General features: G+C 71.8%; 19 protein-coding genes. 6 read left to right on the top strand and 13 right to left on the bottom strand.

What is annotated here, in order from left to right; genetic code table 11:
* Positions 1–53 precede the first annotated feature (53 nt).
* The 6 genes from fxsT to ACWD6N_RS24005 form a co-directional block, all read right to left on the bottom strand.
* The gene (fxsT, locus tag ACWD6N_RS24030) at positions 54–3923 is read right to left on the bottom strand and encodes an FxSxx-COOH system tetratricopeptide repeat protein (RefSeq protein ID WP_354963170.1); all 3870 of its coding nucleotides are present in this window, start codon (positions 3921–3923) and stop codon (positions 54–56) included.
* Positions 3920–5188, bottom strand: coding sequence for a TIR-like protein FxsC (locus tag ACWD6N_RS24025; RefSeq protein ID WP_387325348.1), 1269 nt, complete (start codon positions 5186–5188; stop codon positions 3920–3922). Before ACWD6N_RS24025 ends, fxsT begins: the two co-directional genes overlap by 4 nt.
* A complete protein-coding gene (locus ACWD6N_RS24020) occupies positions 5185–5844 on the bottom strand; it encodes a TIR-like protein FxsC (protein WP_354963172.1) in 660 nt (219 codons plus the stop codon). Before ACWD6N_RS24020 ends, ACWD6N_RS24025 begins: the two co-directional genes overlap by 4 nt.
* Before the next feature lie 52 nt (positions 5845–5896).
* Positions 5897–6724 carry an aminoglycoside N(3)-acetyltransferase gene (locus ACWD6N_RS24015; RefSeq protein WP_354963173.1) on the bottom strand — a complete coding sequence of 276 codons (828 nt, stop codon included), beginning with the start codon at positions 6722–6724 and terminating at the stop codon, positions 5897–5899.
* Positions 6708–8993 carry an FxsB family cyclophane-forming radical SAM/SPASM peptide maturase gene (locus tag ACWD6N_RS24010; RefSeq protein ID WP_354963174.1) on the bottom strand — a complete coding sequence of 762 codons (2286 nt, stop codon included), beginning with the start codon at positions 8991–8993 and terminating at the stop codon, positions 6708–6710. The genes ACWD6N_RS24015 and ACWD6N_RS24010 overlap by 17 nt, the downstream gene beginning before the upstream one ends.
* Before the next feature lie 63 nt (positions 8994–9056).
* Positions 9057–9245: a hypothetical protein gene (locus ACWD6N_RS24005; protein WP_354963175.1), complete on the bottom strand. Its 189-nt coding sequence runs from the start codon at positions 9243–9245 to the stop codon at positions 9057–9059.
* 170 nt (positions 9246–9415) lie between these two features.
* Between ACWD6N_RS24005 and ACWD6N_RS24000 the strand changes: the two genes are divergently transcribed.
* Positions 9416–9664: a DUF2277 family protein gene (locus tag ACWD6N_RS24000; protein ID WP_354963176.1), complete on the top strand. Its 249-nt coding sequence runs from the start codon at positions 9416–9418 to the stop codon at positions 9662–9664.
* A gap of 42 nt (positions 9665–9706) precedes the next feature.
* Here the strand turns inward: ACWD6N_RS24000 and ACWD6N_RS23995 are convergent, their stop codons facing one another.
* Positions 9707–10186, bottom strand: coding sequence for a hypothetical protein (locus tag ACWD6N_RS23995; RefSeq protein WP_354963177.1), 480 nt, complete (start codon positions 10184–10186; stop codon positions 9707–9709).
* A 235-nt stretch (positions 10187–10421) separates the two neighbouring features.
* Positions 10422–11411 carry a selenide, water dikinase SelD gene (selD, locus tag ACWD6N_RS23990; RefSeq protein WP_354963178.1) on the bottom strand — a complete coding sequence of 330 codons (990 nt, stop codon included), beginning with the start codon at positions 11409–11411 and terminating at the stop codon, positions 10422–10424.
* A 194-nt stretch (positions 11412–11605) separates the two neighbouring features.
* Here selD and ACWD6N_RS23985 point away from each other — a divergent pair, with 194 nt between their 5' ends.
* From ACWD6N_RS23985 to ACWD6N_RS23965, 5 genes are all read left to right on the top strand, one after another.
* Positions 11606–12361: an amino acid ABC transporter ATP-binding protein gene (locus ACWD6N_RS23985; RefSeq protein WP_354963179.1), complete on the top strand. Its 756-nt coding sequence runs from the start codon at positions 11606–11608 to the stop codon at positions 12359–12361.
* A 57-nt stretch (positions 12362–12418) separates the two neighbouring features.
* Positions 12419–13297, top strand: a complete 879-nt coding sequence (locus ACWD6N_RS23980) for a glutamate ABC transporter substrate-binding protein (protein WP_354963180.1) — start codon at positions 12419–12421, stop codon at positions 13295–13297.
* 40 nt (positions 13298–13337) lie between these two features.
* Complete coding sequence (locus ACWD6N_RS23975) at positions 13338–14045, top strand: amino acid ABC transporter permease (protein WP_354963181.1); 708 nt, start codon at positions 13338–13340, stop codon at positions 14043–14045.
* Complete coding sequence (locus ACWD6N_RS23970; RefSeq protein WP_354963182.1) at positions 14042–15010, top strand: amino acid ABC transporter permease; 969 nt, start codon at positions 14042–14044, stop codon at positions 15008–15010. The genes ACWD6N_RS23975 and ACWD6N_RS23970 overlap by 4 nt, the downstream gene beginning before the upstream one ends.
* A gap of 83 nt (positions 15011–15093) precedes the next feature.
* On the top strand, positions 15094–15426 hold the full coding sequence (locus tag ACWD6N_RS23965; RefSeq protein ID WP_354963183.1) for a hypothetical protein: 333 nt from the start codon (positions 15094–15096) through the stop codon (positions 15424–15426).
* Here the strand turns inward: ACWD6N_RS23965 and rny are convergent.
* From rny to ACWD6N_RS23940, 5 genes are all read right to left on the bottom strand, one after another.
* Positions 15423–17189, bottom strand: coding sequence for a ribonuclease Y (gene rny / locus ACWD6N_RS23960; RefSeq protein ID WP_354963184.1), 1767 nt, complete (start codon positions 17187–17189; stop codon positions 15423–15425). The two genes, ACWD6N_RS23965 and rny, sit on opposite strands and share 4 nt — an antisense overlap.
* Before the next feature lie 617 nt (positions 17190–17806).
* On the bottom strand, positions 17807–18505 hold the full coding sequence (locus tag ACWD6N_RS23955) for a regulatory protein RecX (RefSeq protein WP_354963185.1): 699 nt from the start codon (positions 18503–18505) through the stop codon (positions 17807–17809).
* Between the two features lie 14 nt (positions 18506–18519).
* Positions 18520–19566 carry a recombinase RecA gene (gene recA, locus ACWD6N_RS23950; protein ID WP_354963186.1) on the bottom strand — a complete coding sequence of 349 codons (1047 nt, stop codon included), beginning with the start codon at positions 19564–19566 and terminating at the stop codon, positions 18520–18522.
* 184 nt (positions 19567–19750) lie between these two features.
* Entirely contained in the window at positions 19751–19951 is a 201-nt protein-coding gene (locus ACWD6N_RS23945; protein ID WP_074318010.1) for a DUF3046 domain-containing protein, read from the bottom strand.
* Positions 19952–19955: 4 nt separating this feature from the next.
* On the bottom strand, positions 19956–20594 hold a 639-nt coding region (locus ACWD6N_RS23940; RefSeq protein ID WP_450005176.1), incomplete at its 5' end, for an MFS transporter.

The following is a 20594-nucleotide window of genomic DNA, read 5'->3' as shown; positions in this document are numbered from 1 at the left end:
GCCACGGCGGCCCGGACGGCTGGACCGCCCGCCGAGCCGCCTCCCGCCGTCGGTCAGAACGGGTGCGGGTCGATCACCCGGACGACGAACCGCCGCTCACGCAGGGTCTGCACGGTCGGATGCTCCTGGCCGAGCACCTCGGCCAACCGGTCGGCCACTGCGGTAACGGCCTCGGCGGGAGCGCCGTCGCCGGCGTGCCTCGACACCAGGGCGAGATCACCGAGGCAGCGCAGCGTGTCGGGGTGATCCGCGCCGATCACCCCGGACAGCCGGTCGGCGGTCTCCCGCAGCCGGTCCCGCGCCGGCACCCACTCTCCCTCCTCGGCGGAGCACACCGCCTGGTTCACCTCGGCCGCCAGGGTGTGCGGGTGTTCGGGGCCGAGCACCTTGCGCAGCTCGCCGACCGCACGCGTGGCCGACGCGAGGGCCGCCGACCGACGGCCGACCGCACGTTCGGCGGCGGAGATGTTGCTCAACGTCGCCAGGGTGTGCGGATGGGTGGGGCCCAGGCGCAGCTCCTCCTCGTACGCCTGGCTGACCGCGATCATCTCGGTCAGTGCCCGGACCGCGTCGCCGACGGACAGCAGGTTCGCAGCCCGGCTCGACCGGCACGCCACCGTGTCCGGATTATCCGGGCCGAAGCGCTCTTCGAGCTTCCGGTAGGCCGACTCGAACATCGGCGCGGCCTCGCCGGCCCGCCCGGCACTGCGCAGGGACACCGCCAGGTTGACCTGGGCGCCGAGGGAGAGGCCGTCGTCGGGCCCGAGCACCTCGCAGTACGCGTCGTGGACGGTGCGCAGCAGGGTGGCCGACCGCTCGTACTCGCCGGCCTCGCGCAGGTCGCTGCCGAGGCGGACAGCAGAGATCAGCGTGTAGGGGTTGGTGGGGCCGAGCACCAGCCGCCGCCGCTGGTGCACCTCGTCGTCCCATCGGCGGGCCGACCGGTAGTCGCCGACCAGCCGGTACGAGACGGCGAGGTTGTTGGCCGCGCTCAGCGTCCGGGGATGATCCTCGCCGAACACCTGGAGCCAGGAGGCGTAGGTGGACCGGTCCCGTTCCAGCGCCTCGGCGTACCGGCCGAGCGCCCGCAGGTCACCCGCGAGGCTGCCGGCGGTCATCAGACTGTGCGGGTGCAGATTGCCCAGCAGCCGGCGCTGCTCGGCCAGCACCGCCTCGTCCAGGTCGCGGGATTCGTCGAACCGACCCAGGCTGCGCAGGATGTTCGCCCGGTTGAACCGCAGGTGCAGCAGCTGTCGACCCAGCGCCGTGGCCTCGCCCTCGTCGTCCAGACCCGCCAGCCGGGCAGACCAGGTGTCGTCCACCAGCCGGCTGAACCCGTCAGCCTGCTCCAGGCCGCCGCGCTGCCACAGGTAGCGGACCCGGTCGATCAGCAGCTGACACACCGACTCGTCGGGGCAGGTCACCGCCTCGGAGACCTCCAGGTGTGGCCAGAGCATGCGCAGCCGGGGCCAGGTGGTCGGGTCGTCGACGTCGCCGCGGGGTCGGGACGCGGCGAGCACCAGGTGCGCCTGATGCCGGGCGGTGACGATCTCGTCGTCGGTCATCCGGTCCCGAACCACCGCCTGCAGAAGCCGGTGCACCTGGACCCGACCGCCCTGGACATCCAGTTTGAGCAGCGCCAACCGGTTGATCTGCTGGATCAGTGCGCCGCGCACGAGCCGCTCCGACACCGACGGGTCGAACGGCACGAGGGCCGCCGCCATCTCGTCGCTGTAGATCAGGTCGAGGGCGATCTCCGGAGCCAGCACCGAGCAGAGCTGCAACAGCCGGTACGCGGCGGGCGCCTGATCGTGCAGCCGGTTCAACGACAGGTCCCAGGTGGCCTCCACGGAGAGCGCGCTGGGCCCGTGCCGCTCGATCTGCCGCAGGTAGTCCGCGACCGACGTGCCGGTGTCGGCGAGCCACGCGCCGGCGGCGGCCACGGCGATCGGCAGGTCGCCGAGCGCCTCAGCCACCCGATCGGCCTCCTCGGCGCTGATCGTGGGCACCCGCTGAGCGAGGTGGGCGACGCTCTCCGTCCGGTCGAAGACGTCGACCTGGATGGGGTTCGCCCGATCGCCCCAGGCGCGGTTGCGGGAGGTCAGCAGGACGTGCCCGGGCCCCTGTGGCAGGAACGGCTCGATCTGGTCGAGTTCCTCCGCGTTGTCGAGCACGACGAGCCACCGCTCGTACGGCTCGCCCCGGCCCAACACCTGGAGCACCGACCGGACGGTGTCGGGCAGGGTGGGCCCGGCGGCGATGCCGAGCCGACCGGCGAGGTCGGCCAGCGCGGTGTCGACGAACTGCGGCGGGTCCGCAACGATCCACCAGACCACGTCGTAGGCGGCCTTGAACCGGTGCACGTACTCCAGGGCGACCTGGGTCTTGCCGACGCCGCCCATGCCCTGCAGAGCGACCGGCAGCACCACCGCGCTGCCCCCGCTCTGCAACTGCCTGCGCAGTTGCGCCAGGTCGTCCTCACGGCCAGTGAACCGGGCGTTCCGGTTGGGCGCGTTGAAGATCAACGGCTCGGCGCCGGGATAGCGGGCGCCGCCGCCCGCCGGGCCGTCCGCTGCTGCGGGCACCGGCCGGCCGACCAGCCGCAACACCCGCTCCACAGCCGTCGCGACGCTCACGTTGACCAGGTTGGTCGAGCTCTGGGCCGGGAACTCCGCCAGCGGGCGCAGATCGGCAACGTACACGGCGAGTGCCGTCGAACCGGTGCTGGTGTCGCGGGCCGGCAGGCCACCGGACGGCGTCGCCACGTAGGCCGGCGAGACCACCGTCAGCGTGCGCGGGGCGGGCGTGCCGGCGGACCCGACGGCGGACGCGGCGTCCACCACCCGCATCCCGGCCGCGCTGAGCACCCGCTCCAGCCACTCGGCCCAGATGGCGTCCTCCGGGGCGCAGCGGAGCACGATCTGGTCGTCGATCGCCTCGGTACGCCGGCGGAAGCGGGCCTTGCCCCGTTCCCGCACCGACTCGTCCATCACCGGCAGCGCGGTCACCGCGCCGTCGGTGAGGATCCCGGTCAACGTCTCGAACGCGGCCAGCAACGACGTCGGCGAGCCGGGCGGGTCGCCGAACGTCGCCAGCGTCTCCTCGTACGCGTAGAACGGCCGGTACGGGACCTCCACCGCCGCCCAGTACCGGCGCCGCTCCGCCTCCGTCATGCCCGTTGGCAGCCCCGCGAACCGGCGCATGGCCAGCAGGCGGCCGGCCTCGGCGCGCTCCTTCTCGGCCTGGTCCACCCGCATCGGCACCGGCAGGACCCGGATGTCCCGCCGCCGGTACCGGTCCCGCACCGAGTGCGCGACCCGGGCCGCACCGTCGATGCCCTGGTCGCTGAGGGTGAAGCAGTCGACCAGGGTGTCCGGCAGGTGCAGGGTGCAGATGTCGGCGACGTCGCTCAGCCCCGTCCGGCTGTCGATCAGGGTGAAGTCGTACTGCCGCTTCATGTCCGCCCGCAGCGCCTCGAAGAACTGCGCCCCGCCCAGCCGGTTGTAGAAGTTGTCCCAGTCCAGCCCGCTGACCGAGACGGCGTAGTCGCTGTTCTGCCGGCCGGCGGAGAGGAAGTCGAGGCCGCCGCCGTCGGGAAAGTTCCAGCGCAGCGAGAACGCGTGGCGGCCGACCCGGGCGTACTGCTCCATCCACCGCTCGGGGCGGTCGTCGGCCCGGGTGGTCTCCCACTCGTAGTCGCGGATGAGGTCGATGACGCCGCTGGTGCCCTGGATCGCCTCGGCGTCGAGGAACGGGTGAAAGAAGCGGTGCAGGCCGGGTGACTCGAGGTCCCAGTCCGCGACCAGGACCCGCCGTCCGCTGGCCGCCAGGATCCAGGCCACGTTGGCCAGCGCCATCGTCCGGCCCGTTCCACCCTTGAACGAGTAGAAGGTGACGACCTGGCCTTCGCGATCGTTGCTCATGGGGTCTCTCCGTGGGGACGCGGTGTCGCCGGATCATCGGGCGGGGACGCAGGGTCGGGCAGAGTCGCCGGGCCGGGGTTGGGCGGCACGTCGCGCAGGCTGGGCACCGGCTCCGGCGGGGGGAAGGCGACGACCGGGGCGTGCTTGAGGAACTGGCGGCGGGCCTCGGTCACCAGCGCCGGCATCAGGTCGACGAACTCCCGCATGGTGCACGCCCGCTTCACCTGGGGCAGGCCGGCGTCGTGCAGCAGCTCGGTCACCTCGGTGGCCCATCGGGCGGTGTCCTGCGCATCGTCGTCGTCGGTGACCACCAGCGGGACGACCCACTCCCGCAGGCCGTGCAGCAGGCCTTCGACGGTGCCGAGCGCATCCGGTGCCGTCACGATCCACGGGTCGACCAGCAGCACGGCCGGTCTGCGATCGAGCAGCCCGGCGGCCTGCGCGAAGTCCGCCGTACGCGCCGACAGCCCGAGCCGCTCGGCCGTGCTGGCCGCGTATTCGGCGGCGGGTAGTTCCTGACGGCTGCCGTACGGCCGCCAGAGCCGGCCGCTGGCCGCGTAGCCGGCGGGATCACGGTCGGCCGGCAGGCGGTCCCGGGTGGGTGCGAGGACGGCGACGACGAAGTCCGGGTCGGCCGGTGCCGGGCGGGTGACCTCGTCCAGGCCGGGTGCCCGGGACGGGCCGAGCGGCCGCCGCTCGGCGGTGTGCACGACCCGGCCGGCCAACCGGCTCAGCAGGAGTTCGTACTGTGTCCGGTAGGAGGCCAGCATGCAGAGCGCGCGCAGGCCGTTCTCGGCGTACTCCGGGACGTCCCGGCCCAGGTCGAGAGCGCCGTCCAGCTCCGGATGGGTCTCCCACGGTGGGAAGGGGATCCACAGCACCGGGGTGAGGTGGCCGGCGGCCGCCCGGGCCGGCCCGGCGGCGGCCAGCCGGGCCCGGAAGGACTCCTGTTCCCCCAGCGCCCACGGGCGGCTGAAATAGCCGGGCGAGTAGAGCGGGACGAACACCTCCGCGGCACCGAGCGCCTCCGCGAGGGCCGCCTTCCAGTCGGCGCCCAACGGGATGTGCTGGTCGAAGAACCCGATCCGCATCCCGGCCACCGGCTTCGCCTGGCGGGTCACCTCGTCGGTCAGGTCGGCGAAGAACTTGCCGACCCACACGTCGGTGTCGGCCTGGGCGCCCTGCGGCGGAGCGGAGTGGGCATAGCTGAGGAAGAAGTACGTCCCCAGATCCGCCGCCTTGCGTCGGCCCGCCGGCGGGCTCATCCGGGCTCCTCAACGAACCGGTTGCACAGCTCGTCCACGCTCGCCGGCACCCAGGGCTCCACCAGGTACGACCGGTGGATGGCCACGATCCGCTGGGCGAGCCGCCAGACCACCGCCCGGTAGGCGTTCTCCCACTGCATGGTCAGCAATCCGTAGACCCCATCCCGCTGGTAGTGCACCGCGATGTCCGGGTCCGGCATCGCGGTCGGGGAGAACCGTTGGATGTCGCGGAGCACCCGGGGCAGTGGCGTGCCGTCCGTCGGCGACCAGGTGACCGGCACGATCGCCGTCTCGTGCGCCGAGGAGGCACCGGGTCGCGGGACGATCCGCCGGCGGGCGAAGGCGTCCCACTCCCGGCCACACCAGTCGCTGCCGAGCAGCGCGCTGGACACCAGCGGAACGAAGACCTGGCAGGTGCCGGCGGCCTGGAGCAGCTCGGGGCTCCAGCGTTCCCCGCCGGCGATGGAGCTGTCCAGGAAGCCGGGATCCACTCCGGTCACCGGGCCGACCAGCTCGCTGACGTGGACCGACAGGTCCTTGTAGAAGCGGGAGATGTTCTCGGCGGGGTTGCCGGTGACCCAGTGGATCGGCGGCAGGGAATAGCTGAGAAAAAACAGCGGGGCGCGCGCGCCAGAGCGTGGGTCCACTGTGCTCACCGCAGTCCCTCCGCCCTCCCCACGCGGCCGGAACATCAGCGTAGTCCCCACGTCAACGCCGCACCGTCAAGCGGTTCGCGGCAAACCAACCGACCGCGAAGTCCACAGTGGCGCGAAGTGGCAGCAGGCGGGCGCTCGCCCGGCCGACCGTCCCGTGCCGGACGAACGGCTCGGCGTCGAGCGCCGCCCCCACCCTCGGAAAGTCGGTGTCGTCCAGGTCGAGGGCGTGGAAGTCGAGGCGGACCCGACGCCCGTCGACGAGACGGAAGCAGCGGTAATCCCGCCCCGGCGGCGGCACCGGCAGACGGTACTCGGCCAGGTGCAGCGCGCTGCACGCCTCGTAGCCGAGGCCGAGCAGCAGGATCTGCCCGTCCGCCGCGCACAGGGCGCCCACCGGTGAGCGTTCGCCCAGGTGGCAGTCGAGGTCGTGGCCGTCGGTGAGCTGCCGCGCCCGGGGACCGAGCGCGGCGAACGAGGTCTGCGGATGGTCGCTGCGTGCCGCGCCGGGGGCACACCGGACGTACTCGGCGAGCACCCCCATCCGTTGCGAGGGGGTGGTCCGGCGGTCCCAGCCCGGCAGGGCCACCTCGTATCGCGCGAGCTGCGCCGCGTCCATGCCGGCGGTGGCCGCGAGGTACGTCCGGGAGGTGGTCGAGTTGCCGTCGGTCTGGGTGGGCACCAGCAGCGTGCCGGCCGGGCCGAGGACGTCGCGCAGCGCTCCGACGAGCGTCCCCGGGCCGTGCTCCAGCGGGCCCACCCGACGTAGGCCACAGTGCACGAGCAGGCACGCACCCGCACGGACGCCCAGCGCCCGCAGGTCCGCGGCGAGGCCGTCGCGACCCAGCGCGGGCAGGTGTCGTGGCTCATCCGGGCCCGACACGGGTCTCCTCCAGGGCGTGCCGCATCCGCCCCACGAACCGCTCCCCCGCCGGGGTGAGCGTGCGGCTGGCCAACAGCGCGTCGGCGCCGTCCCGGGTCCACGACAGGTAACGGGCCGCGTGCGCCAGCGCGTCCCGATGCTCGGGCCGGTCGGCATCCGCCCGGGAACGCCACACCCGGGTGACCGCCAGGTGCGCGTACACCCCCTGGAGCACCCCCTCGGGCGGCCGGAGGTCCGGTCGCCAGGCCACCCGGATCCGGGTGGCCGAGCTCGGCTCGACGAGGTCGCACAGGTCGAGCACCGCGCCGAGCTTCGCGTGCTGCCACTCGTGCACGAGCAGCACCGCCAGCGCCTCCGGGTCCGCAACGGGGGTGACGGCGACCGCACCGAACGCGTCCCGGGCGGTGGCGCTCCGCAGCGGTCCCGCCGGGTCGGAGGCCAGCGGCACGACGACGCGCAGACCGGCGTCGAGCGCCGCCGCGTGAGCCGGCACGTCACGGTGCACGACACGCCAGGCGTCAGCCAGGGTACGGCCCAACGCGCGCGCCCCCGCGTCGTCCAGGCGGGAGGCGACCGGCTGGCCGTAGCAGTCCCGGTACGGGTCGCCGTCCTCGACGAGCAGGTGGTGGCCGGGCACCGGCACGCGGCGCGTGGGTCGCCAGCCGGCCGGCGGCGGCTCGCCCGGATCGAGGGACACCACCTGCTCCGCCCGCCCGCCACGGACCCGGAACCCGCCCGGGAGCACGGTCACCTCGGCGGTCTCCCCGCCACCGCTGGGCAACACCAGGCTGCCGAGCGTGGGCAGCGTGATGGCGCCGGCCCGCACCGGGACGTTCAGCGCAGTCGGGACGCCCGCGCTCAGGGCGGCGACGATGGCGAGGGCCGGTAACGGGTCACCCGCCCGGGTCGGCCCGGACCGGGTCGACGGCCTGAGAAGGTGCACCAGCCACGGGCGGACGAAGGAGTGCGCCAGGACCGCCCGGACCGCGTCCGGTGCCGTGCCGTCGAGGTGTGCGAGCAACTCCCAGGCGGCGCTGGGGCCGGTCTTCTCCCGCCAGGCCACCAGCAGTGCCCGGGTGATGGAGAGCTGGGTGGCGGCGAGCAGACCGAGGGTGCCCTCCGACTCGTGCCCGGTCGCCAGCTCGTCCAGCAGTTCGTCGACGGGCGAGTCGTCGCGATCGGGGTGGGCGGCGTGGCCCGGCGCCGGGTACGCGGCCACCGTGTCGATGAGGCGGCGCAGGTCGGCGCAGTACACCGAGGGGTTGTCGAACCCGGAGCCGGTGCGCCAACGATGGGCGTACAGCCCGCCGCCGCACCGGTCGACGACCGGGCAGGCTCGGCAGGTGGCGCTGAGCCCGGCCACGCCGGCCTGCCTGACGGCGACCCCCGGGTGCCGGGCCGCCTCGTCCACCGACTGACCGAACACGTCGAATCCGGTGCCGGCCGCGCCGTGGTACGCCGTCTTCAGCGAATCCACCTGTTCCCAGGTGCCGTCCGCCTCGACCACGAGCACGTCGGCCGGGGCGAGGCCGAACGCCTCGGTGCCGCCTCCACCCGGACGCAGCGCCTCGAACAGCCGGATCGACACGGGCCGCCCGTCGTCCACCCACCGCCGGTAGATCCGCCCCAGCCAGTCCGCGTACGGGGTGGCCGTGACGCCGGGGCGGTCGGGAGGGCGGTCCCAGGTGGCGTGCGGCAGCAACAGGTCGACCCGCGGCGGGTGTTCGGCCAGCAGCGCCTCGTACACCCGGTCGGGATCGTTGCGGACGTCGACGGTGCAGAGGATGCCGGCGTAGCTGGCCCGATGAGCCGGTTGACGGAGCAGGGCCAGAGCCCGCCGAACGTGGTCGTGACTGCTGCCGCCGTGGGCGAACACGCGGTGCCGGTCGTTGGCGGCGCGGTCGCCGTCGAACGACACGCCGACCTTCACGTCGTGGTCGACCAGCACGCCGCACAGCTCCTCGTCGAGCAGCACGCCGTTGGTCTGCATGCGCAGGTCGAGCTGGGTCCAGGGCGTGATCGCCGCCCGCAGCTCGGCCACCACCTCGCGTAGCCCGGCCGCGCCGAGCAACAGCGGCTCGCCGCCGTGCAGCACCACGTGCACGACCGGCAGTTCGTGCTCGCGCGCGTGCTCGGCGATCCGCTTCGCGGCAGCCCGGACGGTGGCCGGTGCCATCCGGACCGGTCGGCCACGCCAGGTCTGGTCGGCGTGCTGGTAGACGTAGCAGTGGTCGCAGCTGAGGTCACACCTGCTGTGCACCTTCAGCACGAACTGGCTGACCCGCCGGCAGGATCCGCCCGATCCGGACGAGCCGCACCGGCAGACCATCGATCAGATGGACGAGTTGAAGGCGGCGACGGGAACGGCGCCCGAGGGCATCGACTCACCGGCAAGGACGCGCTGCCGAACCGTCGCGACCAGGTCGGCATGCTCGACGGCGATCCGTTCCAGCGGGGTGTGCAGGCTACGCGTCAGATCGTCGAGCGCTGGACGGGATGGGCGGGTGGGGGCATGGTCCACAATGAGTCTCCGGGGGCCCGGGGCGCGGGAGCGCGAGCGGCGACAATGGCTCGAAAGGCTCTGGTCCGTGACCAGGATAGACAAATATCGACTCAATGTCACCGTCGGTGCGGCCGCCGGCACCGCCGGTGGCAGCCGGGGTGTCGACAGCGACAGATGAGGAGTGTCACATGTGCCGGAGCATCAAGACCCTGCGTGAGCCGTTCACCCCGCAGGTGACCGACGCGGACATCGAGGCGGCGGCGTTGCAGTACGTCCGGAAGATCTCGGGCTTCCGGGCGCCCGCCGCGCACAACGCCGCCGCGTTCGACGCCGCGGTGGCCGCCGTCACCGAGGCCACCCGCACCCTGCTCGACCAGCTCGTGGTCCGGGGAGCCGGGCCCGCCGCCGCCGACCGGACGGCCACCACCTCCAGCTGATCGGCGCGGCACCGCGGACCGGGCCAGCCGGGCCGACCGGGGTCAGGCCGCGGCGAGGGCCGGAGCGACCGTGTCGGGCGCCCAGCGTGAGCGGTGGCACTGCGACCAACCCCGGCAGCCCGGGTCGGCCAACGTGCAGAGCCGCTGCCTGCTGAGCACCTCGCCGTCGTCGGTGTCCCGGATGTCGAAGTGCACCGGGCGGACCGTGCCGTCCGGTGTGACGAGCAGATGCCGGCCGGCGTCGAGCGTGTCGTCGCGCAGCAGGCAGTTGCGGTCGAGCAGTCGGGCCAAGGCGGCGATGCTGGCGTGCTCGGGAAGCCGCTCGGGCACCCCGTAGCAGTCCACGATCGTCGCGAACTCCCCCGGCGCCTGCCAGACGTCGCAGACCACCGCGTACGCCGGCAGCCGGGCCGGGTCGGCCACCGCCAGCGGCATCACCACACGGCCGAGCGCCTCGGCCAGCGCCGGGTAGACCTCCACGGGTCGTACCCGGTCGATTCTCCAGTTCCACAGCTCGGTCATTCCGCCTCCTCGCTGCGTTCGTCCCACCGGCCTCCGGATCGGGCCTTACTGACGATGGTGGGGGGCATATGACCTCAGCCGGGGGCAAGTTACCGGTCTGTGACCATTCCGGGCAAAATTTCCCTGACCGCCAATGCTCAGAGTGGCGGGAAGGTGACAGTTTATCGGGTATGGTGCCCCGCCCACACGACCGGCGGCGCGCGTTCCGAACCGGCGACCGCGCACCGGCAGCCGGTCAGCGCAGGACGACCAGGTGCTCGCCGCGCGGCAGCAACTCGCCCACCACGGGCGCCCCCGGCAGCTCACCGGCGACCAGCAGGCCGCCGGAGGTCTGCGCGTCGGCCAGCAGCAGCGGCTCGTCCTCGCCTACGGCGCCGAAGTCGGTCCACGGGGTGACCCAGTCCAGGTTGCGCCGGCTGCCGCCGCTGACGTACCCGTCGCGCAGCGCCTCCCGCGCACCGGGCAGGTAGGGCACCCGCGCGGTGTCGATCGCCACCGTCAGCCGGCTGGCACGGGCCAGCTTCGAGGCGTGCCCGAGCAGGCCGAACCCGGTCACGTCGGTGCCACACCGGATGCCGGCGGCGACCGCCGCCCGGGCGGCGTCCCGGTTGAGCGCGCTCATCGTGGCCACCGCCTCCGGGAAGATCTCGCCGGTGGCCTTGTGCCGGGTGTTCAGCACACCCACCCCGAGTGGCTTGGTCAGCGACAGCGGCACCCCGGCGCGGCCCGCGTCGAGGGTGATCAGCTCCTCCGGCCGGACGGTGCCGGTGACCGCGAGGCCGTACTTCGGGCCGTCGTCGTCCACGCTGTGCCCGCCGGCCAGGTGGCAGCCGGCCTCCCGGGCCACGTCCTGACCGCCCCGCAGCACCTCGCGGGCCAGCTCCAGCGGCAGCACGTCGCGCGGCCAGCAGAGCAGGTTGAGCGCGACCAGCGGGACGCCGCCCATCGCGTACACGTCGGAGAGCGCGTTGGCCGCGGCGATCCGACCCCAGTCGTACGCGTCGTCGACGACCGGCGTGAAGAAGTCGGCGGTGCTCACCAGGCCGGTCCGCTCATCCAGACGGACCACCGCCGCGTCGTCACCGTGGTCCAACCCGACCAGCAGCTCCGCGGTGCCGGTGGCCGGCCCGAGACCGGCCACCATGATCTCCAGCTCGCCCGGGGGGATCTTGCAGGCGCAGCCGCCGCCGCGGGCGTACCGGGTCAGGCGTACCGGTTCAGTCATCCCCCCATGGTCTCGGTAACCCGCCGTCGACGCCACCGATGGGGCTCGCACGGTGACCGGAATCGGACTCGTCGCGACGAACCCGACCGGTGTTACCGCTCCGTGACCCGCCAGGTTGCGTTCCGCCACATCACGCCGCCTACAGTGGCCGCACCGGGGGTCAACCGACCCCTATCGGGGAGACGACAGGGACGGTGGACGACGTGACGACGGGCGAACCGCTCATCGTGCTGGACGCGGTCAACAAGTGGTTCGGGCCGCTGCACGTGCTGGACGACGTCTCGCTGTCGGTGGGCCGGGGCGAGGTGGTCGTGGTGATCGGCCCGTCCGGCTCCGGCAAGTCGACGCTGTGCCGCGCCATCAACCGACTGGAACCAATCAACTCCGGCACCATCACGTTCGACGGCCAGCCGCTGCCGGCCGAGGGCAAGCCCCTCGCCAAGCTGCGCAGTGAGGTCGGGATGGTCTTCCAGTCCTTCAACCTCTTCGCCCACAAGACCATCCTGGAGAACGTCACCCTCGGCCCGGTCAAGGTCCGCAAGGAGAAGCCGGCCGCTGCCCGCGAGCGCGGCCTGGCTCTGCTCGACCGGGTCGGCATCGCCAACCAGGCGGACAAGTTCCCAGCCCAGCTCTCCGGCGGCCAGCAGCAGCGGGTGGCCATCGCCCGGGCACTGGCCATGCAGCCCAAAGCGATGCTCTTCGACGAGCCGACCAGCGCCCTGGACCCGGAGATGGTCGGCGAGGTGCTGGACGTGATGACCTCGCTGGCCCGCGACGGCATGACGATGGTCGTGGTCACCCACGAGATGGGCTTCGCGCGGCACGCCGCGAACCGGGTCATCTTCATGGCCGACGGCCAACTGGTCGAGGACGCCCCACCGGCGGAGTTCTTCGCCAACCCGCGCAGCGAGCGCGCCCGGGACTTCCTCTCCAAGATCCTCACGCACTAGGCGTCCGTAGTGGAGCACGCCGGCCACCGGCGGGCCCCGTTGAAGAAGGAGAAGTGTATGCGTATCACGCGCGTTGCGGCAGTTGCCGCGGTCGCCGCTCTGGCGCTCGGCCTGACCGCCTGTGGCGGCGACGACGGCGGGGAAGGCACCGGCGCCGGCAGCAAGTCCTTCGCCGCCGGCAGCACCATGGAGAAGCTGAACAAGGCCCAGAAGATCAAGGTCGGCACCAAGTTCGACCAGCCGGGCTTCGGTCAGAAGGGCCTGTCGGGCAAGCCGGAGGGCTTCGACGTCGAGGTCGCGAAGATCATCGTCAAGGAGCTCGGCATCCCCGAGGACAAGATCGAGTGGGTCGAGGCCCCCTCGAAGGTCCGCGAGGACGTGATCGTCAACGGCACGGTCGACCTGGTCGCCGCGACCTACACGATCAACGACAAGCGCAAGGAGCGCATTGCCTTCGCCGGGCCGTACTACGAGGCCGGCCAGAACATCATGGTGAAGAAGGCCGACACGACGATCACCGGTCCGGACTCGTTCAAGGACGGCACCAAGAAGGTCTGCTCGGTCACCGGCTCCACCCCGGCCGAGGAGATCAAGAAGCACGTCAAGGACGTCGGCACCCAGCTGGTGCTCTTCGACACCTACGACAAGTGCCGTGACGCCCTCAAGGGCGGCCAGGTCGACGCCGTGACCACGGACAACGTGATCCTGCTCGGCTACATCGCCAAGGACGAGGCGTCCTTCAAGCTGGCCGGCTCCAACTTCACCAAGGAGCCGTACGGCATCGGCGTGAAGAAGGACGACGCGGACTTCCGCAGCTTCATCAACGACACGCTGGACAAGGCGGTCGCCGACGGTAGCTGGAAGAAGGCCTGGGACGACACCGCCGGCAAGTTCGGCGCGGAACTGGGCTCGGCGCCCACCATCAACCGCTACTGATCTGAACCTTCGATCTGGAGGGTGGAAGGAACACCGACCCGTGAACGTACTCATCGACAAGTTCGACGTCTTTGCGGGTGGTTTCTGGCTCACCCTCCAGATCTGCATACTCGCCGCGATCGGCGCCCTCATCCTGGGTGCCATCGTGGCGGTGCTCCGCATCTCGCCGGTGCCGCCGCTACGCGCGGTGGGCACCAGCTACGTCAACGTCTTCCGCAACATGCCGTTGACCGTGGTGATGTTCTTCGCCGCGTTCGGTCTGCCGGCGCTCGGATCCAACGCGGACTTCCTCCGCATCCCGGTGATCGACTCGTTGTTCACCCGGCTCGGCACGGACCTGCCGTACTTCCGGTTCGCGCTGATCGCTCTGGTGCTGTACACGGCCGCGTTCGTCTGTGAGGCGCTGCGGTCCGGGGTCAACGCGGTGCCCGCCGGCCAGGCGGAGGCGGCGCGATCGCTGGGTCTGACCTTCGGGCAGAACCTGCGCTACGTGGTGCTGCCGCAGTCCTGGCAGGCCTCGGTGGTGCCGCTCGGCTCGGTGATCATCGCGATGATCAAGAACTCGGCGCTGGCCGGCTTCTTCGGGGTGGTCGGCGACCTGTCGGCCACGGCCGACCAGCTCACCGGGGCCGAGGGCTACGCCTTCGTCCCGGTCGCCATCGGCATCTCGATCGGTTACCTGATCATGACCGTGCCGCTCGGCACCCTGCTGGACCGGATCGAGAAGCGACAGGCGGTGGCCCGATGAGTCAGCAGACCAGCGTCCTCTACGACGTCCCCGGGCCCCGGCAGCGGCGGATCACGCTGATCAGCAGCATCGTCGCCGGGCTGGTCCTGCTCGTCGGGGCGTACTTCCTGATCTACCGGCCCCTGGACGAAAAGGGCCAGTTGTCGATGGAGTTGTGGGGTCCGCTGGTCGACCCCTCCAACGAGAACTTCTCCCTGGTATGGGAGCGGATCGGCCTCGGCTTCAAGAACACCCTGATGGCGGCGGCGATGGCCATCGTGGCCTCGCTGGTGGTCGGCACGCTGCTGGCGGTGCTGCGGATCCAGCTCAAGAGCCTGACCCGTCGCAAGTTCACCGGGCTCGCCACGCCGCTGGCGTACCTGCTGCGGGGGCTGAGCACGCTGCTGTCGGCGATCACCCGGGTCTGCGTCGAAGTGTTCCGCGGCCTGCCGGTCGTGATCACCATCTTCTTCGTGGCCCGTGGCTTTCCCGAGTTCGGCATCGCCTTCGACAACCTCTGGTATCTGGTCATTGGCCTGACCATCTACAACTCGGTGGTGATCGCCGAGATCCTCCGCTCCGGCATGGAGGGACTACCTGGCGGCCAGGCGGAGGCCGCCGCCGCCATCGGGCTGTCCCCGGCACAGACCACCCGGATGATCCTTCTGCCGCAGGCATTCCGGATCATGCTGCCGGCGCTGATCAGTCAGCTGGTGGTAGTGCTCAAGGACACCTCACTCGGCTTCATCATCAGCTACGAGGAGACCCTGAACATCGGCAAGCAGATCATCGGCGCACTGGGTAACCCCATCCAGGTCTACGTCGTGATCGCCGTTCTCTTCATCGTGGTGAACTACTCGCTGTCGAAGCTCGCGCAGTACGTCCAGCGCCGGCTCGCCCAGGGCCGCAAGACCGCGAACACCCCGGCACAGAATCCGCCGCCCGCGGCACTGATGTCCCAGGCCGAGGGCGGCGGGGGCATCTGAGACTCAGCTCACCGTGAGAGGGCCAGCCCGGAGTCCGGGTTGGCCCTCTCACTTCGCTCCGTGAACAGGGCAAACTCTCACCAATGAACACCGTCGCCCAGTTCGTCGTCGGGACAGTGGTGGCGCCGGCCGGCGCCGTCATCGTCTACCTGCACGGAGTGTGGGCGGGCCACTTCATCGACCTCCGGGCCACCAGCGAGTACTGCTCCGCGAAGCCGTTGGCGTCGACGCCGACCAGCACCGACTGGCTGCCGCTGAGACACCTTTGTCGCTACAACGACGGCACCACGGCGGATCTCGTTCCCTCGAACGTCAACCCGATCGCGTTCCTCTGCCTGGCCGTCGCGGTGGTCTGCACCGCACTCGCCGTACGATCCGCCCGCGGAGCAGGCCGAGCTGCCGGTGTCGCGGACTAGCGGGCGATCTCGGTGACCCGGGACTCGCGGACCACGGTGACCCGGATCTGACCCGGGTAGGTCAGCTCCTCCTCGATCTGCTTGGCCACGTCCCGGGCCAGCACAGCCGCCCCGATGTCGTCCACGTCGTCCGGCTTGACCATCACCCGGATCTCCCGGCCGGCCTGCATGGCGAAGACCTTGTCGACGCCGAGCTTGCTGGCCGCGATCTCCTCGATCCGCTCGAGCCGCTTGACGTACGCCTCCAGGCTCTCCCGGCGCGCGCCCGGCCGACCGCCGGAGCAGGCGTCGGAGGCCTGGGTGAGGACGGCCTCGATGGTCTGCGGGGGCACCTCGTTGTGGTGCGCCTCGATGGCGTGCACCACGTCCTCGTGCTCGCCGTACTTGCGGGCCAGGTCGGCGCCGATGATGGCGTGGCTGCCCTCCACCTCGTGGGTGAGCGCCTTGCCGATGTCGTGCAGGAACGCCGACCGTTTGATGGTGGGCACGTCCAGCCGCAGCTCGGCGGCCATGAGGCCGGCGATGTGCGCGGTCTCGACGAGGTGCTTGAGCACGTTCTGCCCGTACGAGGTGCGGTAGCGCAGCCGGCCCAGCAGGGTGACCAGCTCGGGGTGGATCTCGGTGATGCCGACCTCGACAAGGGCGTCCTCGGCGGCCCGGTGGCAGAGCTCCTCCACCTCGTGCCGGGCCAGGTCGTAGACCTCCTCGATCCGGTGCGGGTGGATCCGCCCGTCCAGCACCAGCTTCTCCAGGGTTAGCCGGCCGACCTCCCGGCGTACCGGGTCGAAGCAGGAGAGCAGCACCGCCTCCGGGGTGTCGTCGATGATCAGGTTGACCCCGGTCACCGACTCGAAGGCGCGGATGTTGCGCCCCTCCCGGCCGATGATGCGCCCCTTCATCTCGTCGCCGGGCAGGTGCAGGACGCTGACCACGCTCTCCGCGGTCTGCTCACTCGCCACCCGCTGGATCGCGTCGACCACGATGTGCCGGGCCCGCTGCTCGGCGGTGCTGCGGGCGTCGGACTCGATGTCCCGCACCAGCAGCGCCGCCTCCCGCTTGGCCTGCGTCTCGATCGCCTCGATCAGCTCCAGCCGGGCCGCCTCGGCGGTGAGCCCGGCCACCCGCTCCAGCTCCCGGCGGCGCAGCTCCTCCGCCTCGGTGAGCTCGGCTTCCCGTCGGGTGAGCTCGGCCTCCCGGGCGGCCAGTGCGGCGCGGGCCCCGGTGAGCTGCCGCTCCCGCTCGGCGAACCGCTCCACCTCCTCGGTGTGCAGCCGCTCGCGCTCGTCCATCCGGGCCGCCCGGCGCTCCACCTCGGCCGCCTGCTCCCGGGTGGTGGCGGCGAGCACCGCCACCTCCCGCTCGCCGCTCCGACGGGCCGTGGTGCGCAACTGCTCAGCGTCCGCCTCGGCCTGCTTGTGCGCCCGCTCCAGCACCGTGTCGGCCTCCGCGCGGGCGTCGTCGAGCACCCGGCGGGCCTCGGCCCGGGCCGCCTTCGCCTCTGCCTTCGCCGCCGCGGCCTCGGCCCGGGCGGCCGACGCCGCGGACTTCGCCACGTCGATCGTGCTGTTGGCGTGGTCGGCCGCGCTGCGCAGGGCGGCCAGCGACTGCTCCTGGCGGTCCTTCTCGGCGATGAACGCCGGATCCTCCGGCACCGGGGCCGCGCCGACCCGGCGCAGCGTCCGGACGCCGAAGAGCACCGCGCCGACCACCACCACGGTCAGGACCAGTACGGCGGCGAGGAGCGCCATGTCGAAGGTGCTCATGCCGGGACCTCGTGCGGACCGCCGGTGAACTTGTGCCGCCCCGCCATGGCCGCCTCCCCCTGGATACGTCGGCGCCGCAGCGACCGTGCCGAGGGCACGCTCCTGCGGCTCTGGACGCCCGACCGGAGCGACTGGCCGTGGGTAGCTCTCTCCGCCGGCGGTGCCCGCGGGCATCGTCGGCGGCCGGGTGCAGTTGTCGCGCCGGCTCCGGACCGGCCTGCCCGGAGCTGCGATGAATGGCCGGTTGCGCTGGCCAAAGTGATGCTGTTCTGTTACGCGATCTATGTTGTGCGCTTAGCCTGCGCTTGGTCGGGCAATGTGAGCCTGTATGGCGAGGCTAGGTCTCCGGAGGCGGTCTGGTCAAGAACTCATGATCAAACCCCCCGAACGGAGAGAAGCCGCCACATCACCACGTGCTGATGTCGAGCCGGACACGGGCGGACAAACTCCGTGAGTGGGCTCGGTCAGTGAGCGTGTCCGCCCTGCTCAACCCGGCCCAAGCGCCCACTGGATGACACTCGGCCGTCCAGGCCGGCCCGGCGGTGTGACCCATCCGTCCAATTGCGGACATCCGCCGAGTGGCGCGGCGGGTCGGCCCCGGGCATCCACCCGGCCGCTCACCCGCCCGGGTGGTTGTCCCGCTCCAACTCGCCCTCAGCGTCGGCGAGCGCGTCGGCGTCGATCTGCTCGGCGAACTCGGCCGCCTCGGCGCTCTGCGCGGCGATCGCGTCCTTCACCGCCCGGATCGCCACGCCCGGCGGGTAACCCTTGCGGGCCAACATGCCCACCAGCCGCCGGAAGACCGCGTCGGGCTCACCACGGGCGGTGCGCAGCTTCCGCTCCACCAGCGCGCGGGCGGTCTCCGCCTCGGTCTCCTCGTCCAACTCGCCAAGCGCCTCGGTGGCCACCTCGCCGTCCACGCCCTTCTGGCGCAGCTCGTTGGCGAGCGCCCGCCGGGCCAGACCCCGCCCGGAGTGCCGACTGGAGACCCAGGCCCGTGCGAACGCGGCGTCGTCGATGATGCCGACCTCGTCGTACCGGTCGAGCACCTCGGCCGAGACCTGCTCGGAGATGCCCCGCTTGGCCAGCGCCCCGGCCAGCTCGGCCCGGGTGCGTGGCCGGACGGCGAGCTGGCGCAGGCAGATCTCGCGGGCCACCTCCGACTCGTCGCGAGGTGGTGACGGGGACTCGGCCGCGTCGGCCTCCCCGGACCGGCCACGGCGACCCCGCCGGGGACGGGGTGGATCGCTGGCGTCGCCCGTACGGGGCGGACTGGCATCCCAGCCCCGCCCCGTACGAGCGCGTCGTCCTGCCACGGGTCAGCGACCGGTCAGAAGTCGACCGGCGGCAGCTCCGGGCCACCGGCGGCGTCACTCGCGCCGACCCCGACGCCGAGCTTCTCCAGGATCTTCTTCTCGATCTCGGCTGCCACGTCCGGGTTTTCCTTCAGGAACTCCCGGGCCTTCTCCTTGCCCTGGCCGAGCTGGTCGCCGTCGTACGTGTACCAGGCGCCGGACTTGCGGATGATCGCCTGCTCCACGCCGACGTCGATCAGCGAGCCCTCGCGCGAGATGCCCTTGCCGTACATGATGTCGAACTCGGCCTGCTTGAACGGCGCGGCGACCTTGTTCTTCACGACCTTGACCCGGGTGCGGTTACCGACCACGTCGGTGCCGTCCTTGAGGCTCTCGATGCGGCGCACGTCGAGCCGGACCGACGCGTAGAACTTCAGCGCCCGGCCACCGGTCGTGGTCTCCGGGCTGCCGAACATCACGCCGATCTTTTCCCGGAGCTGGTTGATGAAGATCGCCGTGGTGCCGGTGTTGCTGAGCACACCGGTGATCTTCCGCAGCGCCTGGCTCATCAGCCGTGCCTGGAGACCCACGTGGCTGTCGCCCATCTCGCCCTCGATCTCGGCGCGCGGCACCAGGGCCGCCACCGAGTCGATCACGATGACGTCGATCGCGCCGGAGCGGATCAGCATGTCCGCGATCTCCAGCGCCTGCTCGCCGGTGTCCGGCTGGGAGACGAGCATCGCGTCGGTGTCGACCCCGAGGGCCTTCGCGTACTCCGGGTCGAGCGCGTGCTCCGCGTCGATGAAGGCCGCGATGCCGCCAGCCCGCTGGGCACTGGCCACCGCGTGCAGCGCCACCGTGGTCTTACCGCTGGACTCGGGACCGTAGATCTCGACCACTCGGCCACGTGGCAGACCACCCACACCGAGTGCCACGTCGAGCGCGATGGAACCGGTCGGGATCACGGCGGTCTGGATGACGGGCCGCTCCCCCAGCCGCATCACCGAGCCCTTGCCGAATTGCTTGTCGATCTGAGCGAGAGCAAGGTCGAGTGCCTTCTCCCGGTCAGGCCCTGCTGCCATGGTTGCCACCCCTGCCTTCGCCGGCGTCTTTGCTGAGCTTCGCGTCACGCGGACACGCTAGGCGCTGGGTCCGACAGAAAACCAGCCGACGGGCCGCGAGCTGTGGACGAGCACCCCGCTGTGGACAATAGCCGAACAGGTGTACGACTCGACAAGCGACACGCGGAAGCCGCGAAAAGGCTGCTCAGCGTAGTCGCGCGGGCACGCGGTCGGGATACGCGGCGCAGACCGCCCGCCACACCACGTGCGTCTGCTCCCCCGACGCCAGCGCCTGCTCGATGGTGCGTCCATCGAGCTGGGACAGCACCTGGTCGCGGGCGATGCTGGCCGCGTAGCCGGGGCCGAAGGCCTCCTCCAGCCGCGCCCAGAAGTCGGTCAGCCGCACGTGATCAGCCCTCCTCGTCCGGTGCCCCGGTCGGCACCGGCCGCAACGCTAGCGCCACCAGGGGCACCGTCGCGACCGCCGCGAGCAGGGTGAGCACCGGATAGCCGGCCACCTGCATGACAAACCCGCTGACCATGGCGGCGCCGGCCCCGGCCAGCCCCATGGTCAGGTCGGACAGCCCCTGGACGCTCGGCCGCACGCCGCCCGGCACCGACTCGGAGAGCAGCGTCGAGCCGGCCACCATCGTCCCCGACCAACCCAGCCCGAGCAGGACCAGCCCCACCGAGAGCCGGGGCGTGTGGTGCCCGGCGGTGCCGGCAACCGCGCACGCGGCCAGCAGCAGCGCCACCCCGCCGAGGATCACCACCCGCCGGCCGAGCCGGTCGGTGAGCCAGCCGACCAGCGGGGAGAACGCGTACATGCCGGCGATGTGCAGGCTCAGCACGATGCCGACGAGCCGCAGCACGTCGGCGTCGGCGTGCGACTCACCGAGCCGGACCGGGGTCATCGACATCACCGCCACCATCACCAGGTGGCCGACCGCCACCGCCGCGATGCCGAGCCGGGCGGCGGGCCGTCCGCGTACCACCGACCAGGCCGCCCGCATCCCGGCGCCGCGCGGCGCGCGCACCCCGACCGGCGC

Source organism: Micromonospora sp. NPDC005163, from assembly GCF_053599835.1.
This window is presented reverse-complemented; position numbering and strand designations above follow the sequence as displayed.